14 protein-coding genes, 3 tRNA genes and 1 pseudogene are annotated in these 16,431 nt (G+C 38.5%); 11 read left to right on the top strand and 7 right to left on the bottom strand.

Features of this window, described 5'->3' with window-relative positions; genetic code table 11:
- The first annotated feature begins 42 nt into the window (after positions 1–42).
- The 5 genes from JZO85_RS16090 (at position 43) to JZO85_RS16070 (ending at position 3,675) form a co-directional block, all read left to right on the top strand.
- Complete coding sequence (locus tag JZO85_RS16090) at positions 43–783, top strand: hypothetical protein (protein WP_242550394.1); 741 nt, start codon at positions 43–45, stop codon at positions 781–783.
- A gap of 22 nt (positions 784–805) precedes the next feature.
- Positions 806–1,909, top strand: coding sequence for a coiled-coil domain-containing protein (locus JZO85_RS16085; protein ID WP_207109539.1), 1,104 nt, complete (start codon positions 806–808; stop codon positions 1,907–1,909).
- Positions 1,910–2,038: 129 nt separating this feature from the next.
- A complete protein-coding gene (locus JZO85_RS16080; RefSeq protein WP_207109538.1) occupies positions 2,039–2,821 on the top strand; it encodes a helix-turn-helix domain-containing protein in 783 nt (260 codons plus the stop codon).
- A gap of 253 nt (positions 2,822–3,074) precedes the next feature.
- Positions 3,075–3,260, top strand: a complete 186-nt coding sequence (locus JZO85_RS16075; protein ID WP_207109537.1) for a type II toxin-antitoxin system HicA family toxin — start codon at positions 3,075–3,077, stop codon at positions 3,258–3,260.
- Positions 3,261–3,297: 37 nt separating this feature from the next.
- Positions 3,298–3,675, top strand: coding sequence for a type II toxin-antitoxin system HicB family antitoxin (locus JZO85_RS16070; protein ID WP_207109536.1), 378 nt, complete (start codon positions 3,298–3,300; stop codon positions 3,673–3,675).
- A 69-nt stretch (positions 3,676–3,744) separates the two neighbouring features.
- Here the strand turns inward: JZO85_RS16070 and JZO85_RS16065 are convergent.
- From JZO85_RS16065 to JZO85_RS16055, 3 genes are all read right to left on the bottom strand, one after another.
- Positions 3,745–3,832 (bottom strand) — tRNA-Ser (locus JZO85_RS16065).
- Positions 3,833–3,835: 3 nt separating this feature from the next.
- Positions 3,836–3,925 (bottom strand) — tRNA-Ser (locus tag JZO85_RS16060).
- Between the two features lie 11 nt (positions 3,926–3,936).
- Positions 3,937–4,009: transfer RNA gene (locus tag JZO85_RS16055), tRNA-Asp, on the bottom strand.
- Positions 4,010–4,512: 503 nt separating this feature from the next.
- On the opposite strand from JZO85_RS16055, the gene JZO85_RS16050 reads away from it, so the two are divergent.
- Positions 4,513–6,033: an AcpB/EbpR/MafR family transcriptional regulator gene (locus JZO85_RS16050; RefSeq protein ID WP_207109535.1), complete on the top strand. Its 1,521-nt coding sequence runs from the start codon at positions 4,513–4,515 to the stop codon at positions 6,031–6,033.
- 191 nt (positions 6,034–6,224) lie between these two features.
- Positions 6,225–9,359: an InlB B-repeat-containing protein gene (locus JZO85_RS16045; RefSeq protein ID WP_207109534.1), complete on the top strand. Its 3,135-nt coding sequence runs from the start codon at positions 6,225–6,227 to the stop codon at positions 9,357–9,359.
- A 94-nt stretch (positions 9,360–9,453) separates the two neighbouring features.
- On the opposite strand, the gene JZO85_RS16040 is transcribed toward JZO85_RS16045, so the two are convergent.
- Positions 9,454–10,035, bottom strand: coding sequence for a histidine phosphatase family protein (locus JZO85_RS16040; RefSeq protein WP_207109533.1), 582 nt, complete (start codon positions 10,033–10,035; stop codon positions 9,454–9,456).
- A 1,595-nt stretch (positions 10,036–11,630) separates the two neighbouring features.
- Here JZO85_RS16040 and JZO85_RS16035 point away from each other — a divergent pair.
- The 4 genes and pseudogenes from JZO85_RS16035 to JZO85_RS16025 all read left to right on the top strand — a co-directional run bounded on the left by JZO85_RS16035 (position 11,631) and on the right by JZO85_RS16025 (position 15,137).
- Complete coding sequence (locus JZO85_RS16035) at positions 11,631–12,521, top strand: glycosyltransferase family 8 protein (protein ID WP_207109532.1); 891 nt, start codon at positions 11,631–11,633, stop codon at positions 12,519–12,521.
- Positions 12,505–13,479 (top strand): zinc metalloprotease, encoded by a 975-nt coding sequence (locus tag JZO85_RS16030; protein ID WP_242550392.1) that lies wholly within the window; start codon positions 12,505–12,507, stop codon positions 13,477–13,479. Before JZO85_RS16035 ends, JZO85_RS16030 begins: the two co-directional genes overlap by 17 nt.
- 51 nt (positions 13,480–13,530) lie before the next feature.
- A pseudogene (locus tag JZO85_RS23510) lies at positions 13,531–13,776 on the top strand (IS110 family RNA-guided transposase); the annotation flags it as partial.
- A gap of 911 nt (positions 13,777–14,687) precedes the next feature.
- Positions 14,688–15,137, top strand: a complete 450-nt coding sequence (locus tag JZO85_RS16025) for a hypothetical protein (protein WP_207109531.1) — start codon at positions 14,688–14,690, stop codon at positions 15,135–15,137.
- A 96-nt stretch (positions 15,138–15,233) separates the two neighbouring features.
- Here the strand turns inward: JZO85_RS16025 and JZO85_RS16020 are convergent, their stop codons facing one another.
- From JZO85_RS16020 to JZO85_RS16010, 3 genes are all read right to left on the bottom strand, one after another.
- Complete coding sequence (locus tag JZO85_RS16020; protein ID WP_111945260.1) at positions 15,234–15,326, bottom strand: type I toxin-antitoxin system Fst family toxin; 93 nt, start codon at positions 15,324–15,326, stop codon at positions 15,234–15,236.
- A gap of 87 nt (positions 15,327–15,413) precedes the next feature.
- Complete coding sequence (locus tag JZO85_RS16015) at positions 15,414–16,121, bottom strand: DUF2922 domain-containing protein (RefSeq protein WP_207109530.1); 708 nt, start codon at positions 16,119–16,121, stop codon at positions 15,414–15,416.
- A gap of 49 nt (positions 16,122–16,170) precedes the next feature.
- The coding region (locus JZO85_RS16010) for a hypothetical protein (protein ID WP_207109529.1) at positions 16,171–16,431 on the bottom strand (261 nt) is incomplete at its 5' end.

Here is a 16,431-nt window from a genome sequence, read left to right as displayed (position 1 = left end):
AAATCTAACTAAACCTAACAAAGAAAAGGGGCTACACACATTTTGATCATAAATTGGATTAGCGTCGCGCTGGTCATTTTGATACTCATTGTTTGGTTTCGGCGGATGATCATCAAGGTGCAACTTCAGCGACTTCAGGTACCACCGAATACACCACTGTCATTTCAACGGAAGCTGGAGGTTGTCAAGCAGTCAGAGCAGAGAAAGCACGTTTCTGCCTTACTATATTTAACGATCCTCTTAGCACTGGGCTTGCTTTTAACTACTTATGGATTATTTCAGATGGAAGATCAGCTGCATGTCGTTACGGAACGAACCAATCAGTTAAAAGACGAGCTGTACACACTGAAAAAAGAGCAAAAGCAAATCATCAATAAATTACCTATCAAAGCCTATCCTGCGAAGGGAATTGGGCTGAAGGACTATCCGTGGGACGAATTGTTTTCTGACGAAAATCGTGAGAAGCAATACGAGATTGAGAGTGATCTGTCAACGAAGGTCAGTCCATACTTTGGCTTGTCAACCACATTGATCGTATTAGACATTCCAACGCAGACGCTGAATATTGCTTTGGCTGGCGACTCTGGCAGTGAAGAAAACCGTCAGCAAATTAAGGACAATATTAAGGCATTTGCCAAAGAAGCCAAGGATGTTTCGAAGCTGACTCAGATCACTTTCCAAATGAATCTGATGAACGATAAAAACAAGAAAAAGACCTATAGCTGTACATTTTCTCGCGAAAAGGCAGACGAAGAATTTTCATTGATCCAAGAAGACGAGTAAAGAAAGAGGAGAGGGAGTTACTATGAACGCACAGCAAAAGAAAAATGGTTGGTTTTTTAACAAGAATATTATCGACGAGATCAACTCTGTCCCAGAAGAAGAGATCATGATCGAAGAGCGACCAAGCAGTCCAACTGAGCATCCTGTCAAAAAACAAAGGGACGAACTGGATGAATTAAAGCAAGCGCTCGCTGAAAAAGATGAGCAGCTGGAACAAATTCAAAAGGACAACGTGATAGAAAAACAACGGTTAACAAAAGAGAATGATAAATACAAGCAAGCTCTTCTAAGGACCGGAGAAGAGAAAGCCGAAAATCGTCGTCAGATCCAAAACTTAGAAGCGGAAGTCCGTCGTAATCGTCAAGAAATCCAACGTCTGCAGGACAATAAAGAGACCGGCTACTTGCAGGAGCAGTTGGATAAAGCTGTCGAAGAAGTAAATACCCTGAAAGAATCCTTAGAAAACTACCAAGAAATAGAAAAGGACCTGCATGAAGCCAAACAACAGCTTCGCGAGTTTATGATGAATCAAAAAGAGGAGGAATTGGAACACCAGGAAGCGCTGCAGCAGTTTGAGCAGCAGGTGCATCAGATGACCTCTGAGTTGAATGAAAAAGAAGAACTTGTCAGACAGCTGGATCAATTAATCATTGAAAAAGATCAACTGATTCTGGAAAAAGAAGAGCTCGTGCAGCAAGTGCTTGAAGAGCAAAAAAATCAGGCTTCTGTAGTAGAAAGCGAATATATCACGAATCTGCAACATCAGATCACGGGATTGCGAAATGAGAACGAGCAGTTAAAACAAGAAGCCATTCATTCGCAGCATGAGATCGGTGAAGTGCTGATTTCTGCCCGCAGACAAGCCAATCGGATGGTGGAAAAAGCCAAAATGGATGCACAACGGATCGTAAAAGATTCAGAGGCAGAATTACAGACGATCCATGACCGAGCAAAAGAGATTTCTTGTGAAGTCGATGAATCTCGACAAACGATCATGAGTATCTATGAAGAACTGAAAAGCCGAGTGGATCAACTAGCTCAAAGCAACGTACCGGACCTAGAGGAAATCAAAGGGCGGTACGAGTATCCGAAAGTCTCTGTAATCTCACGAAAAGATCATTCATAGAAATAAGAAAGAACATAGAGTGTGAGGCATTGTCATTTGCTGGCCTTCTTTGTTCTTTGTACATAATGCTTCAGGAATTCGAATGAATCATTATACCATTAGGGTTTAAATGAAAAAGGAGAGATTAACATGAATCAAGTCTTGATTCTGACGAAGAATATTTTAGCCGAGCAAGAAATCCAACAGAAGCTCCAAGCACTAAACTATGAAGTGTATTGTTCCTCACATGCCTTGGAAACATTTAGTCAGCACCGTGAAACGCTTGATTTTTTCAGCTTCTTTCAATACGTCATCTTAAGTGAAACCATCTGCGAATCAGAAGTAATGGAGCTTGTGCCGCTTTTAAGGAATTATTCGCTCCGAGTGATCCGTAAGGTGGAGGCAAAAGTAACGGAAATGGATCATAAATATTTAGAAGAAGAACTGTTGAATGCGATTATTTCAAATGAAGATTCCGTTGATGAGCTTCGAGAATGCCTATATGCATTGAAGCTTCAGCCAAATGATCAGGAAACAAAAAGATACGTACAATTATCCGATAAGGTCTCATTGATTCGCCCCAATGCACTACAGAAATCGGTCCTATCGCCAGAGGAAAACTATCAATTCCTAGAAGTCCTGCATCATTTGTCACAGACTGAAACGAAGATTTTATATATCTTGATCCAAGCGGGCAATAAGATCGTTACTAGAGAAGCAATTTGTCATCAGATCTGGAACGAAGACGTCAATAAGTCTCATTTGGCCTCATTGTCCAGCACGGTCACTCGGATAAAGACCAAGTTTGAAACGACGAGTTTACCCAATAAAGCCATTCAAACCTTATGGGGAAAAGGCTATCGAATCAATCCAGAGCTGCTGGATCGGATCAAGAAAAACGAGACCCTTCATTCCTTGGTTTCGAACGGATAAAAAAGAATGATATAGGTGAACGAAAAGAATCAGCATATTATGCCGATTCTTTTTTTGAAGTATAGTGGGTCGCAATCTTCGTATGATCGCAAATAGAAAAGCACGATTTTATTCTATGATGGTTGATTATGCTAAATGTAATAGGAGAATATCTTTTGCAAGTGCGTAGTTTATGGAAATGGATCAGATGTGAATTTTATTTTGACCAAAATGCGCATAATGCGTATAATGATAGATGTAAGGAGGCCTCCGAGTGCCGCTTACGGGAAAAGAAATGCTCAACCTTGCAAAGAAGAATGGTTGGCAAGTAGTAAGAATAAACGGAAGTCATCATATCGTAGTAAAGAAAGGCTATTTACCCGTTTCAATTCCTGTCCACAGCAAAGAGTTGAAAGTAGGAATAGAACAAAAGATCTTAAAAGATTTGGGATTAAAATAGTCTCTTGTATAACAGTTTCTAGGAAGGAGTGATGGAAGTGAAAAAAAGTTTTCCAGCGATTTTCACGAAAGAAGATACGGGATTCGCAGTGGTTTTTCCTGATTTTTCTGGTGGTACACAGGGGGATAATTTAGAAGAGGCGATGACGAATGCGAAAGAATTCTTAGACGGCATTTTAGCCTATTATATCGATGAAGACCTCACACTTCCAGAACCAGCGGATATAAAGAAAATACCAAAGACCGCTGAAGATCAGTTCGTCTCATTTATTCAAGGCGATCCAGCGCCGTACGTCAAAAAGAAAACAGTCCGAAAAAATGTAACGATACCAGAATGGCTTGCGGCTCGCGGTGAGAAGGATCAAGTGAACTTCTCCAAAATTCTTACGGATGCCCTATTCGAAAAATACGGATAGAGCAGTTTTTTATGACAAACAAATAGGCTGATGACCTTTAGAAAAGCGTCATCAGCCTATTTACTATTACGGAGAAGGAGGGATTTGAACCCTCGCGCCGGTTTCCCGACCTACACCCTTAGCAGGGGCGCCTCTTCAGCCACTTGAGTACTTCCCCAAAAGGAGGATAAGGGATTCGAACCCTTGCACGGTATTACCCGCCTGACGGTTTTCAAGACCGTTCCCTTCAGCCGGACTTGGGTAATCCTCCACTTGCGATAACGGTTCCGACGGGATTTGAACCCGCGATCTCCTGCGTGACAGGCAGGCATGTTAACCCCTACACCACGGAACCTTATTAGCACAAGAAATAGTATACCGAAATACCAAGCAGTCTGCAACCAGAAAATAGAAAAATAAATAACGGTGATTCCATCATTTTTGATTTGTAAATACAATAAAATCAATGGATTACATACGAATTAAACAACGAATCGAAGGGCAGGGTGTTAAGAACCTTATATGCTTGTCGAATCGCTTTTTTTCACCTTATTTTCTATAGTAATTTCTGCTGGGATATAATAAAACTTTTCTTTTCTGGTTCCTTCGTTTACTGTCTGATCGATTAGTCGGGAAGAGCTTGAAACCTTTAGACGAGTGATTTTGAATCAGAAGTGATCGAAATTGTTCTTTTTGGAACTGATACCTAAATACAGGCAAATTAATGAAGAAAAATGAATGAAATTCCTTATATTTGCTATCAAATAGTGGTACTATTTCTTTAGATAAATGATTTGAAAATGGCGAGCAATAGGCACCTGCGATTGGATGCGGCACATCCCTAGGAGGAGAGAGACTATGGACTTTCGGTCAGTTTTGGGAATTACGAATAAGCGTCGGTTGGCGTTGCTGGAAAAATTGTACTATCGTCGTGAAGGCTGGTCGAGCGATCAACTCATGAGTGAGCTGAACTGTTCGTTGCCGATCCTACTGAATGATATCGATTTAATCAATGCAGAGCATCCAAGCTTTCAAATCCAAAAAACCAAAGGACTTTATCACATAGTTGTAGATAAAAAAGTTAGCATGGGAAATTTATATGCCAACTTCTTGAATACCTGTCCAGAATTTCAAATTATCGAAGAGCTTTTGTATGAAGAATGTGAAAGTATCATTGGATTGGCCCAAAAATTGTATTTAAGCTCCTCAAATACACAGCGCTATTTAAAAAAGATCGAGAAGGACCTAATAGAAGCTGGAATGGAGCTCTGTTACCGGCCCTTGCGCATCGAAGGAAACGAAGGAGAGATTCGTAATTTCTACTATCGTTTTTATAGTGAACGACAGAGCGCCTTCGAGAGTACGCTGCCTCAATTACCGCCTGATCATTACCATATTATGGAGCAATATGTTAGCGATTTCGTTGAGGAAAATCAAATCCATGAGAAATACATTTTCCAAAAACGCATGCTTTATACTATGTACGTCAGCTTTTGGCGAATAAAAAGAGGGCATCCTTTTCCTAAAGAAGCATTGCGGACCGAAGGACTCAAGCTGCCGCAAGGAGCGTCATATCAAGCACTGAGGCAAGCGGTCAGAGAAAAGCTGGACATGGAGTTAACACCGAATATGCTTCGTGATACGCTTTGGTTAACGTTTTCAGATTCTATTGTGTTCAGTGTCCCGCATCTAAAGCTGGCGCTGACGGATAATTTGCGATACCAGCAGCTATTTGCCCAGCATTATGAGTTGGTTGAAGAGTATAACAAAATGCTAGGCTATCATTTAAGCAGGAATAGTAAATTTGGTCTGACAATCGTCCTGTCGAACGATTTCTATATGCATGATCCGCAAGGAAGATATATCTGTATTTTAAGAAGAAACAGGGAAGCGTTTTTGAAGGAAGTCTCGGAAGTCTATCCGCGTGGGGTAGAAAAAATCAGACAACTGGTCAAACGATTTGTACACAACTATCATATGTATCAGGAAGAAGATTTTATACTGAGCTATATGTACCTACTGATCACGACCGAAGTGGACAGTCTGGAGTTGCTGGCAAATCAAGAGCCGCTGTTAAATATCCTGCTGCTTTCAGATCTAGCGCCAACAGAGGAAACCTTCTTAGCAAAGCAAATTTCTGATAACGTCTATGGAAATTTTCGAATTGTTCATTTTGAAAAGCTATCTGGCGGGACCCCTGCATTGTACAGCGAATTGAAGAAATATGATTGCCTGATCACGACTGGCTCCTCACGAGGATTGCCAAAGGACTATCCAGTAGTCGTCATCGATCCCTTTTTAACGACTCAAAGCAGACGCTGGATTCAAGAAATGGTCAGCGACTTGGGTGAAAAAAAGAGTCAGATGCAACATAATTAAACGCAGCAAGGCGAAACGAGAAGTTAGCTTTTGCTGCGCTTTTTGCGTGTCTTAACTGCTGAAGTTTTTATAGACAATTCTTTGCCCAATTAGTTTAGCGAATCGTCAATTTATGGGAAAGGAACTTCTCCCCAAAAAAAATTATTACTCAGATAATCTTTTATAATGAAACTATAGAAGGAGTGAGCGTGATGAAAAAAGAGAAGGTGAAATCATCAGTATCCAATGATAACAAGCACCGACAATTATCGAAGAAAAATGTGCAAAGGCAACTAATCAGTGTAGCGACAAGTTGCTTTTTCTTATGTTCAGGTTATATTTTGCCAACAGTGCAGGCAATTGCGGGTGAAGAAGTCATGACAACCCAAGAATCGAGTAGTCAAGCAAAAGAAAACCTAGAGCAACAGACAGAAATACCTGAGAACACCAATCCTGTAGAAATGTCGGAACCTTCTCAGGAATCAACTACTGAAAAGACCGCAAGCAGTGGAGACATTTCAGTGGAAGGATCAAGTACTGAAAAAACTGCCACACAAGAATCTCAAGTGATAGAAAAAAAGGAATCCAAAGAAACTGATTCAACGAACAACATGATGAACGCTCACCACGATCTTAATGATGATGCCTCTCACACGTATACGATTGAGAAAGAGAACGGTGGGACCTGGAAGAGTTCTAGCAATGATGAAGTGAAATGGTCGATTTTTGAAGAAAATGGAGAGCAGGTACTCCTGTTATCAAAAGGGACACTGAATACAGAGTGGAACGAGAAGCCTCCATGGCGGAGTAAAGACTGGAAAGATGTCATCACTGAAGTTCGATTTAGTTATGTAGAGGGAGGAAAAAAACTTCACTCTACATTTTTGGAGATGACAAATCTTAAAACATTTGATTCGACAGGTTTAAGTACGAGCAATGTCCAATATTTTGAGTCTATGCTTTCTGGTGCAACGAATCTGACTACACTAAACTTGAGCACTCTTGATACAAGTAGTGCCATAACTATGTGGAAAATGTTTAGTGAATGTAGTAGTTTGACTACGTTAGATTTGAGTAATTTTGATACAACCAGTGTTAGAAATATAAGTTACATGTTTAGTAATTGCAGCAAATTGAAAACCCTCAATCTTGCGAACTTTAACACGGAATCATTAGAAGAGAGTGTTTTGACGTTCACTAATTGTTTAGCTTTAGAAGAATTGATCATTAACAGCCAAGGTGAGCTTCCTTTTAACACGGGATTAAGAGAGCTCCCAACCTCGATCAATGAAGGAAAGACGAGCTATCATTGGGTGAAGAATGGGGACTACACGAAAACGTATGATTCAACAGAAGATTTTCGGCTCGCACATAATTCGCTAACAGACAGTGACGTTCAGACATATACCATAGAAAAGCGTCATACGATTGATTTTGATGTCCAAGGCGGCAGTACAGCTGTCACGCGTCAGCACGTATTCGATGGCCAAAACGTCAGTGATCCAAAGTATCAGGGAACGAAGAAAGGACACCGATTTACAAACTGGGAGTCAAATGATATTGTTTATCTTTTTGACACACCAGTTACAACTCCGCTAATCTTAACTGCAAACTGGCGTTTGAACCAAAATATGATACGTTTTTATCCTAACAAAGGGATTGGAATCATGGAGGCCCAGCCATTTGCCTTTGAGGAAGAAAAAGCGTTAACTATCAACGCTTTTACTAGAACAGGCTATCGCTTCAGCCATTGGACAGTAGATGAAAATGGGTCCGGCAAACAGTATACTGATGGACAGATGCTAAAGAATCCATTGAGTGAAGATGGCGACTGGATAGACCTGCATGCCCAATGGGAAGCCAATCAATACACCATTTCTTTCAAAAAGAACCAAGGTGAAGGGACCATGGATAAGCAGCCGATGATCTATGATGAAGAACAAGCGATAAATAAAAATGCTTTCCAGCGACTAGGCTATACCTTTGATCATTGGAATACTCAAGAGAACGGACAAGGGACCGCCTATGCAGATCAGCAGGTCGTCAAAAATCTAACTGATCAGCCAGATGAACAGGTTGAATTAACTGCTCAGTGGAAAACGACGATCTATACCGTTCACTTTGACAGTAAGGGTGGTGAGGAGCTTCAGTCTGAGACCTATACTATTGAAAAAGGACTGCAAAGCTTACCAGAGGCAAGTCGTAAAGGCTATATATTTGTCGGCTGGTATGATGGACAAACAAAAGTCGAGAAAATAGCAAACGGAAGTATGGGTGATCGTAACTTGACCGCACATTGGGAAGTCGAGACCTATCCGATTACTTTTGATAGTGCAGGCGGCAGTACTGTAGAGTCACTGACCTATACGATAGAAGACGAAATAATGAATCTCCCAATCCCAACAAAGATAGGCTACAGCTTTGAAGGCTGGTATAACGGGAAACAAAAAGTAACCAGAATCACCAAAGGGACCACAGGAGCGATTCAATTGACCGCGAAATGGCAAATGACCACATATACATTGACATTTGAAACGGCTGGAGAAGCAATCGCTCCTATATCTTATACAATAGAGTCATCCATTGAATTGCCAATATCAACACATGTACGTGGCGGCTACACTTTTAACGGCTGGCTTGTTATGGACAAGAAGAATCGATCAATGGCTGGTGATATTTTAACTAGAATTGAACCAGGAACGCTTGGTAGTATGACCTTGACAGAAAGCTGGCAGGCAAATCCATATTCGATTCACTTTGATGCGAATGGCGGCTCGGGAATAATGCCAGATCAAGGAATGACGTATGACCAGCTAGAAAAACTTCAGAAGAATAGCTATACACATACAGGTTATCGATTTACCGTCTGGAACACTCGGGCAGATGGAAAAGGGACTAGTTATACCGATCAGCAAAATATAAAAAATCTTGCTGAAGCAGGTACGATCACACTTTATGCTCAGTGGGAAATGATTACATCTAGCCTAGAGGATTTAGTCAATCAAGAGAAAGAGAAAAACCGACAACCGTTAGACTACACTTCAGAAAGCTGGAAGATTTATGAAGAAGCCCTGAAAGAAGCGGTGGCTTTATTGTCAAAAGGGGAGATGGATGAGACTAAGGCGCAAGAGGCTGTGAAGAATTTGGAACAGGCCATAGCTGGCTTGCGGCCAGTGACTACAAACAAAGCCATTCCATTATCAACATTGAGCAAACCAAGAGTCAGCTCTTCAACGCCAAGTGCCAAGAAGTATCCACCAACCGGCATGCTGCAAGGAACAGGAATGGTTATCGCAGGATTAGTGATAATCGTCGCGGCAATTGTAGGATGGAAGAGGAAAAAATAAACAGAAGTAGTGAAATCCATGAGGTAATAGTGCTTCAATACACGAAAATAGCGTACAGAAAATGCCCCTTTCTGTACGCTATTTTTATGATCGATTAATCCTCTTGACTGATCGATTCTTGAAATAGGAATTGCCCATTTGAATACTCAAATTTTAAAATACAACAGTTTGTAAATTGGATTGTTTCAATTTGCTCCTGTGATAGCCATTTCTGAATGAATCGGTACATGGAGCCGCCATGACTTACACATAAAATATTTTGATGCTTTTCCTGTTCCATCATTTCAAGTAATGTTGTATTCATTCTATTTTGTACTTGATCACCAGACTCTCCACCGTAATCTACAAAAAAATCACCGTAGGAAGTTTCGCCTGCTTTAATCTTAGGATTCAATTGTTCACTTTCGCTTTCAAAAATACCAAAATTCCATTCTTTCACACCTTTTAATCGTGTGACATTTTTATAGTCACAAACTATTTCTGCGGTATCAACCGCTCTTTCTTGTGTTGATGAATAGACAGAATCAAAGGTTATCCCATGATTGCTGAAATAATCTCTGGCAATTTTCGCTTGCTCTATTCCTTTTTCGGTGAGGGGGGAATCGCAAGCTCCTTGAATTTTACCTCTTAGATTGAAGAGTGTTTGTCCATGTCTCATTAAATAAAGTGTTTTCATAATTGTTAGCACCTCTCCTATTGGTTCCTTAGTGTAAACTGTCTATTCCCATTTTATCAAAAAATAGAAGAGGTAAATGCTATAAAAAACTATTTCTTTTTTGTTGCGAAGAATATGTAGATCCAGTGAGCGGATTCTCAGCGTGCAGTCTATTTTTATAGCTATTCATCTCGTAAGAATTATGGTTACCCTCCCAAAATGTGACCACTAAATCATCCTAACATCACGACCTCCATATAGTTTATTTCTAATTATAAATATGAAGTATATAGACTGCCAATCAAGCGTATAATAACAGGTGTAATTTTTTATAGAAATTCAGCACTGAACGATCTAAATGTGTTACATATTGGGAAAATAAATGTGACTAGCTTAAGAAGAACATAAAAATGTCAAAAAGATTTCCATGTATATGTATGTTAATGGCGACCGTTATTGGTACTTGTACTTTGTCTGTTGCTAGTTTGACAAATCATGCTGATGCCGCTGAAGTAACCATAACCACTGATTTAACAGGTTTTATTAGATAAAGTACACTAATTTCGAAAGGGACTTTATTTCGAATTCGAACCTTATTATTCTATAGAATAAAGTACGTTTAAAGCAAGAAACAGCCTCAGAATAATAAATGGGTATCATTCATTATCACGATAATAAAATTTATTCTAAATGACTTCATTCTTCCGCTTATCAATATAGTTTCGATAATATTTTTGATTTATTCAGAATTAAGTTAGAAGAACCGTATCACAAGTGACTAAACTGATAATTATTCTGATATTAAAGTTGGGTGGTACCATGTGGAGTGGAAATAAAAAATATATGGACCAAAGGTAAATCAGTGAGGTGTTGATAAAAATAAGGCAAGCTTGAAGACTTTATGAGAAATAATTCCAGTATTTCCTTCCTTAATTCGACTGAAGTTTGATGGGAAAAATGGGAAAAGGTAAATATTTTTTTAAATTTGGCGTTATTTGTACGTGCTCGTCTACCGCATTTTCTTGCTTTTTGAGCGTCGACTTTGAACCAAAAAAAACAAATAGAAATGGGATACTTTCGGGAAGAGGAGCCACTTCGGTGTGCCCCTTTTTTTGTGCCTTTTTTGCCCAGTTCCGATTATTGTACTGGCCCAGTACATTTCTAGTAACTCGATGAGATCGCAGAAATGATAAGCTCCAGGGTGGCTAAGAGGCCTGTCTAATGCCCTATCCTGTTTTAATTATTTGGGAGTAATCATTGGATCGAACCAGCAACAATAGAGTTGTTCAAAAATGGAAAGTCTGATATTTTTGAGTTCCTGGCAGCATAAAAAAAGTGGTGAATAAATCGAAAATCTTGGAAATCTGAATGTCACACAAACAGATTTAGTTACATTCTTTTTTTGCGTTTTCAAATATTAAAATTACTAGTAAAGTACCGTTATAAATTATTAATACTTATTAATTCGTTTAATCCCAATATTGGGATTAAAATCCAAAATTCAAATGATTTACGGTAAAATATGTTCTGAAAGGGATTTCAGCTTGATCTCACTTGATTAAGCTATCTTTGCTCAGAAGTAATAGTAAATACTAAAAAAGATTTGGGTGTGAGTTATGAGGAAAAGAGCAGTCGCTTATTGCGTTACAGGACCACATATTCAACTAGCAGCCGTATCTATTGCATCGATTATAGAACATTATCAAGATGTTATGCCTCTTGACATATTAGTAGTTGTAAATGAATTAGGAAATGAAGAAATATTGAAACTGAAAAATATTTCTAAGCTTTATAGAAAAATGAATGTGTCTATTAATATTTGGTATCCACCCGAAATAACTAAACAAATAAAAAATTATAGTAATACACGTTTTCCTGAAGTCACATTGTGGCGATTATTTCTTCCTTCATATTTTAGTAATTATGAACATATTCTATATTTGGATAATGATACTATTGTGTATGATGATGTTTCGAATTTTTTTGATTTGATACCGGATGAAAAAGCAATTGCTGCAGTTAGAGACTTCTACTTCTCGGTTGTAAGCGCCACAGAGGATAGTTTTAAATACTTTGGAGTAAGAACCATGAAGAATTACTTTAATTCCGGAGTTATTTTATTTAATGTGGCTATATTCAATGACCTGATACGCCCAGAAGACATAGTGAGTATGATAAATACGAATGAATACTTGTATTTAGATCAAACTATTCTAAATATTTTTTGTGAGAAAAGTGTTGAGTTGTTACCTTATGAATACAATTATCAGAAAGATGATCATTGGTTATTTGATTGGGCAAAAAATGTTAATCCTCTTAAATTTTTAGAAATTGAAAGAGCTAGAGAGAATGTAAAGGTTCGACACTTTGTTGAATTTGATAAAAATTCGATGCCTTGGGAGCATCTTTCTATAAGGGATTGCTGGGAGAAAGACTTTTGGAGTTATTTGAATACGATCAAATTACTGAGCTTAAAGGAGGAAGAAAAAAATGAAAAAAATCTTTAAAATTGGTTTCACTCTCTTGTCTAGTTCTTTCTGTTTTATTGAAAATATAAGTGTCGAGGCGAAATCAGTTGACATATCAAAGACACCTATTGTTGATTATTACTATCCTGGTTTAGCATACGGCACAACCACTTGTATTAATGAATATGGCACAATCATTTATGACTCATTCCTACTGGGAGAAAATTATCAGGAAGCAGTAAATGAAGCAGCACAGTCGTGGAATAAAGCGATAGGAAGATCAGTAATTGTTGAAAAGTCTAGTATAAACGCAACAGATGACAAAGTTGACTTAGTTCTACAGCCCACGGATGGTGATTCTTATGCAGATATGGGCTATTCTGGATATGGTTGGGGGAATAGTACAAACAGAATTTTTTTGAACAATGTTGCTTTGAGTGATTCACTATCTGGAAAAGGAACACCAGGGTATGTACAGCTTGTTTCAACTATTCGACATGAAATGGGACACATTTTAGGCCTTAAACATGATAATGGAGTCGTAATGGCTGATTTATACGATGCTCAAACTACCAACAATCAAGAGATGCTAATTGCAGCACAAAAAGCAGCAGAATCCATTTCTAAGGGAATACTTCCTAGTGTTCCTTTATTTAACAAATATGCGGTACTAAATATCCTTAATAATAGGGAGAAAATCTATTACCTGAATAATCATCGATCTAATCAAATTGCTTCAATCTTCCTAGATTCACCTGCTGGAAAGATTTCAGGCGTTACTTTTGCTGAGCAAATCGTTAAAATAACTGGAAATTATAATTTGTATAAACTATCTTTAGCTCCAAGAGATCCATATGTTGGTACAACATCTAGCAATAAATTTATAAATAAGACCGTTCTAGTTACCGAAAAAGTTGTCTCTATTTATGGGCACTCCTATTATCTTTTTGAAGTGGATGGAGAAGAGTATATTGTAAATAGTCAGGCATTTGATTAAATAAGGTTCTTTCTTATAATAGTAGATTTTGAAATTCACGAATGTAACACAAACAAAAGGGGAAATCCCAAAGGGAGAAAAATCCTATTTATTATTGTTAGAAATAGGATTAAAACCCAGCATTCTGTTCCGAATCATATTGTTGATTATTACTATAAGCTAAGGAGACAACCTGTTCCTAAAAAAGATAAAGTTGCTGTGGTAGCTTGCATGAATAAACTACTAAAATGTCTTCACTCCATGATTTCCAATGGAGTATTATACGATTATTCGTATGCGAGTTCTATGATTCAGTAAGTTAATCAATTATAACTTCTTCCTCCGGAAAAAAGAAAAAACCAGAGGTTCATTTAGTATGCCTAAATTTTACCAAAGAAAAAAACTTATGGTTTTAATAATTTAATTCTTGACTAATCGTAGGAAACGGATTGTGTTACATTCGCTAAAACAGCTCTATCTCTTGCGGCTCTAAGGAAAGCGTGTTTTTCCTTTGGCCGCTTTTTGTTTCGTGCTTTATGAACGCAACATAATGCTTGCAACAAGGTATTTATGTTGCATTTATTTATAGAAGGAAAACGCCATTTAAATCCAAACTGATAATTTTGCTTGAGAGTGAAGAATGTGTTTATGATATGCTGGCGAAGTAATAAGTTTATGGCGGAGGCTACTAGGAGGTGGTGCCTATGGGTATCTTCTAACTTATTACGGAAAAGTACTTTTACATGATTAAGGGTAAGATAGCAACTACTCATGCAGTTACTGCAATCGTCAATATTGAGACGCACCAACTGCTTTAGAACTGCTGTGGAACCACAGGACAGCACTCATAAAGAAAAAAATAAAGGATAAAAATCAGAACGTATCAATATCAGTCCGATTACAATATCCATAGATGTTTCAGAATCAGTGTAATGCCAGACATTAATAAGTAAGATTCATGTTATTTAAATATGGAAGTAATAGGAATGATCAAATGGAGAAGCGTTCGTATTCCTAGTTTTAAGGAAATTACGAGGCATATATTCTTAATATTGATGAATTTAATGGATATCTGCTGTTGTTGAACGCTAAATATTCTTTTTTTTTATAAAATATAAAATAATGGCATCTTATTTTTGTTTTTTTATCAGTAATTATCATGGTATGCTTAGTATGTAATAAAGAGTTGGCTTATTTCTAAGGCTAGTAAAAGGGAGGAGGAGTATACTATGGCACCATGGACTGCTAAATTAACTGTCATGAATACAACGAATCAGGATTTAAAGTTAGTAAGTAAGTATGTTTGTGCGCGAAACTCTATTGTTTCGTTTCCTACAAGTATTCCGGCTAAAAGTAAAGCTGTTTTTGAAGTAATTACTCCATATGGAGAAGCCTCGGGTCCCGAATTCAAAATCAGCTTAGTTGCACAAGCAAAGGATAACCAAAGATCATTAGGTTCCTTTGATTTTCACGTAGACATTCCATATTGGTCTCCAAAAAATACGCTTCACTATCATTGCAATCGCGATTTGCTTTGTCAGGTGATTCCCGGCATGATTTATGATCGAGATCAGAGCTACAATGGTGAAGTGATCATCAGCGCTCTTGAGATTACTGATATGGTCAACAAGAAGGTTTTGAATGAGAAAGTTCAGGCGAAAAGCTTTCAGGAATTTTAGTAAAGATGAACAATCCGATTGGCAATAACCATGACAAATAAACCTATCAATTCAACACCTGCGATCAAAAATCGCAGGTGTATTTGTGTTCAGTCGTCATGGATCACGCCCACTCAACCAATGGTTGACGAGGGCGATGATCAGCCCCACAAAGAGCGGAGCGAGGACATATCGAATCAGCTCGCTCAAGGTACATCACCTCCTCTCAAAAGTGGAGGCTGACGACAGACATGAGCGGGTAATACCTACGCGTATTTAGTTAGAGAAAGGCAGAATTTAGCGGAACACATCTGGATCGTGTGAATGGCTATCCGGGTCATCCTTGTTTCGATTTTTCTTTCGCCGAAGCCAGGAAAGAAACCTTTTTCGTGTGCTGAGTTGTTCCTTTTCCTCAGTTTGCGCTGTTGCAGAAGGTGTAGGGACGCTGGCAGAAGAATCATTATCATCGATTGTGTGCTTTAATCCACTTGTTTGATTTTTTATTATTAATGAAGGGTGAGTACTTCTCGTTTCTGCGGGTCCTTTCAATGCCTGTTCAAGCGCATTTCTTGAGGAATTGTACAAATAGTCGTAGCTTCTTCCTGCTTTGACAGGAGTGAATGAAGAATCCTCCAGCTTAATTGAAGAGGTAGACATTTTTTCCTCTTTAAAAGACGGTTCAGTTGTTGTTTCTTCTTTACTCGATTCTTTAGATGAATCCTCTCCATCATTTTTTGGTGCAGCTTCTATACACGGTTGTTCAGAAGGAGCTGCTGGATCATTCTCCACATCAAAAATATCGGTTTCGTACGTGGTGACTAACTTTGCCGTAACGACAGTATCAAATAGTTTTACGCCATTTTTTTCAAAAATATCCAATTGAGTCAGTAGTTCGCAAGCTTCTTTGATCTGTTCAACAGGCAAATCGGCATTCACATTTTTATAGGTCCAGTCGTGTTCTTTGCCTAGACCGTTGGTAAAGGTCGTGACTAAATCATGGGTCATTGTTCTGCATTCCTTTCTAAATTAGTTTTCTGCGTAGGTAGTTTTTTTATCAAGGTTCGTTGGTTTCTGTAGGACGGACTTTTGCAATTAAGGAACGGACAAGTGAGATGGCTTTTTCGCCAAAGTTACGGACAGGAAATACTCTTGCAGCTAATGAGCGCCATTCGGGTGCCATGAAATAATCTTGGAAATAATAGAAAAATCGTTTCATGGTGCGAGTGGCTTTGGTATTCATAAAAATCTCACGGACAAGATCCTTCAGAATGAAGGCAAACTCCTCCGCACCGAGTTGAAAACGCACGCGTAACGT

Origin of the sequence: Candidatus Enterococcus murrayae, assembly GCF_017315985.1 — a bacterium.
Lineage (GTDB): Bacteria > Bacillota > Bacilli > Lactobacillales > Enterococcaceae > Enterococcus_A > Enterococcus_A murrayae.
The sequence above is the reverse complement of the archived record's forward strand: the minus strand, read 5'-3'. Positions and strand labels throughout refer to the sequence as shown.

Coding starts and splice junctions, on each gene's coding strand:
- JZO85_RS16080 (WP_207109538.1), top strand. CDS start 2,039: ATGAATCAAGTCTTGATTCTGACGAAGAATATTTTAGCCGAGCAAGAA.
- JZO85_RS16035 (WP_207109532.1), top strand. CDS start 11,631: ATGAGGAAAAGAGCAGTCGCTTATTGCGTTACAGGACCACATATTCAA.
- JZO85_RS16015 (WP_207109530.1), bottom strand. CDS start 16,121: ATGACCCATGATTTAGTCACGACCTTTACCAACGGTCTAGGCAAAGAA.
- JZO85_RS16045 (WP_207109534.1), top strand. CDS start 6,225: ATGAAAAAAGAGAAGGTGAAATCATCAGTATCCAATGATAACAAGCAC.
- JZO85_RS16085 (WP_207109539.1), top strand. CDS start 806: ATGAACGCACAGCAAAAGAAAAATGGTTGGTTTTTTAACAAGAATATT.
- JZO85_RS16050 (WP_207109535.1), top strand. CDS start 4,513: ATGGACTTTCGGTCAGTTTTGGGAATTACGAATAAGCGTCGGTTGGCG.
- JZO85_RS16025 (WP_207109531.1), top strand. CDS start 14,688: ATGGCACCATGGACTGCTAAATTAACTGTCATGAATACAACGAATCAG.
- JZO85_RS16030 (WP_242550392.1), top strand. CDS start 12,505: ATGAAAAAAATCTTTAAAATTGGTTTCACTCTCTTGTCTAGTTCTTTC.
- JZO85_RS16040 (WP_207109533.1), bottom strand. CDS start 10,035: ATGAAAACACTTTATTTAATGAGACATGGACAAACACTCTTCAATCTA.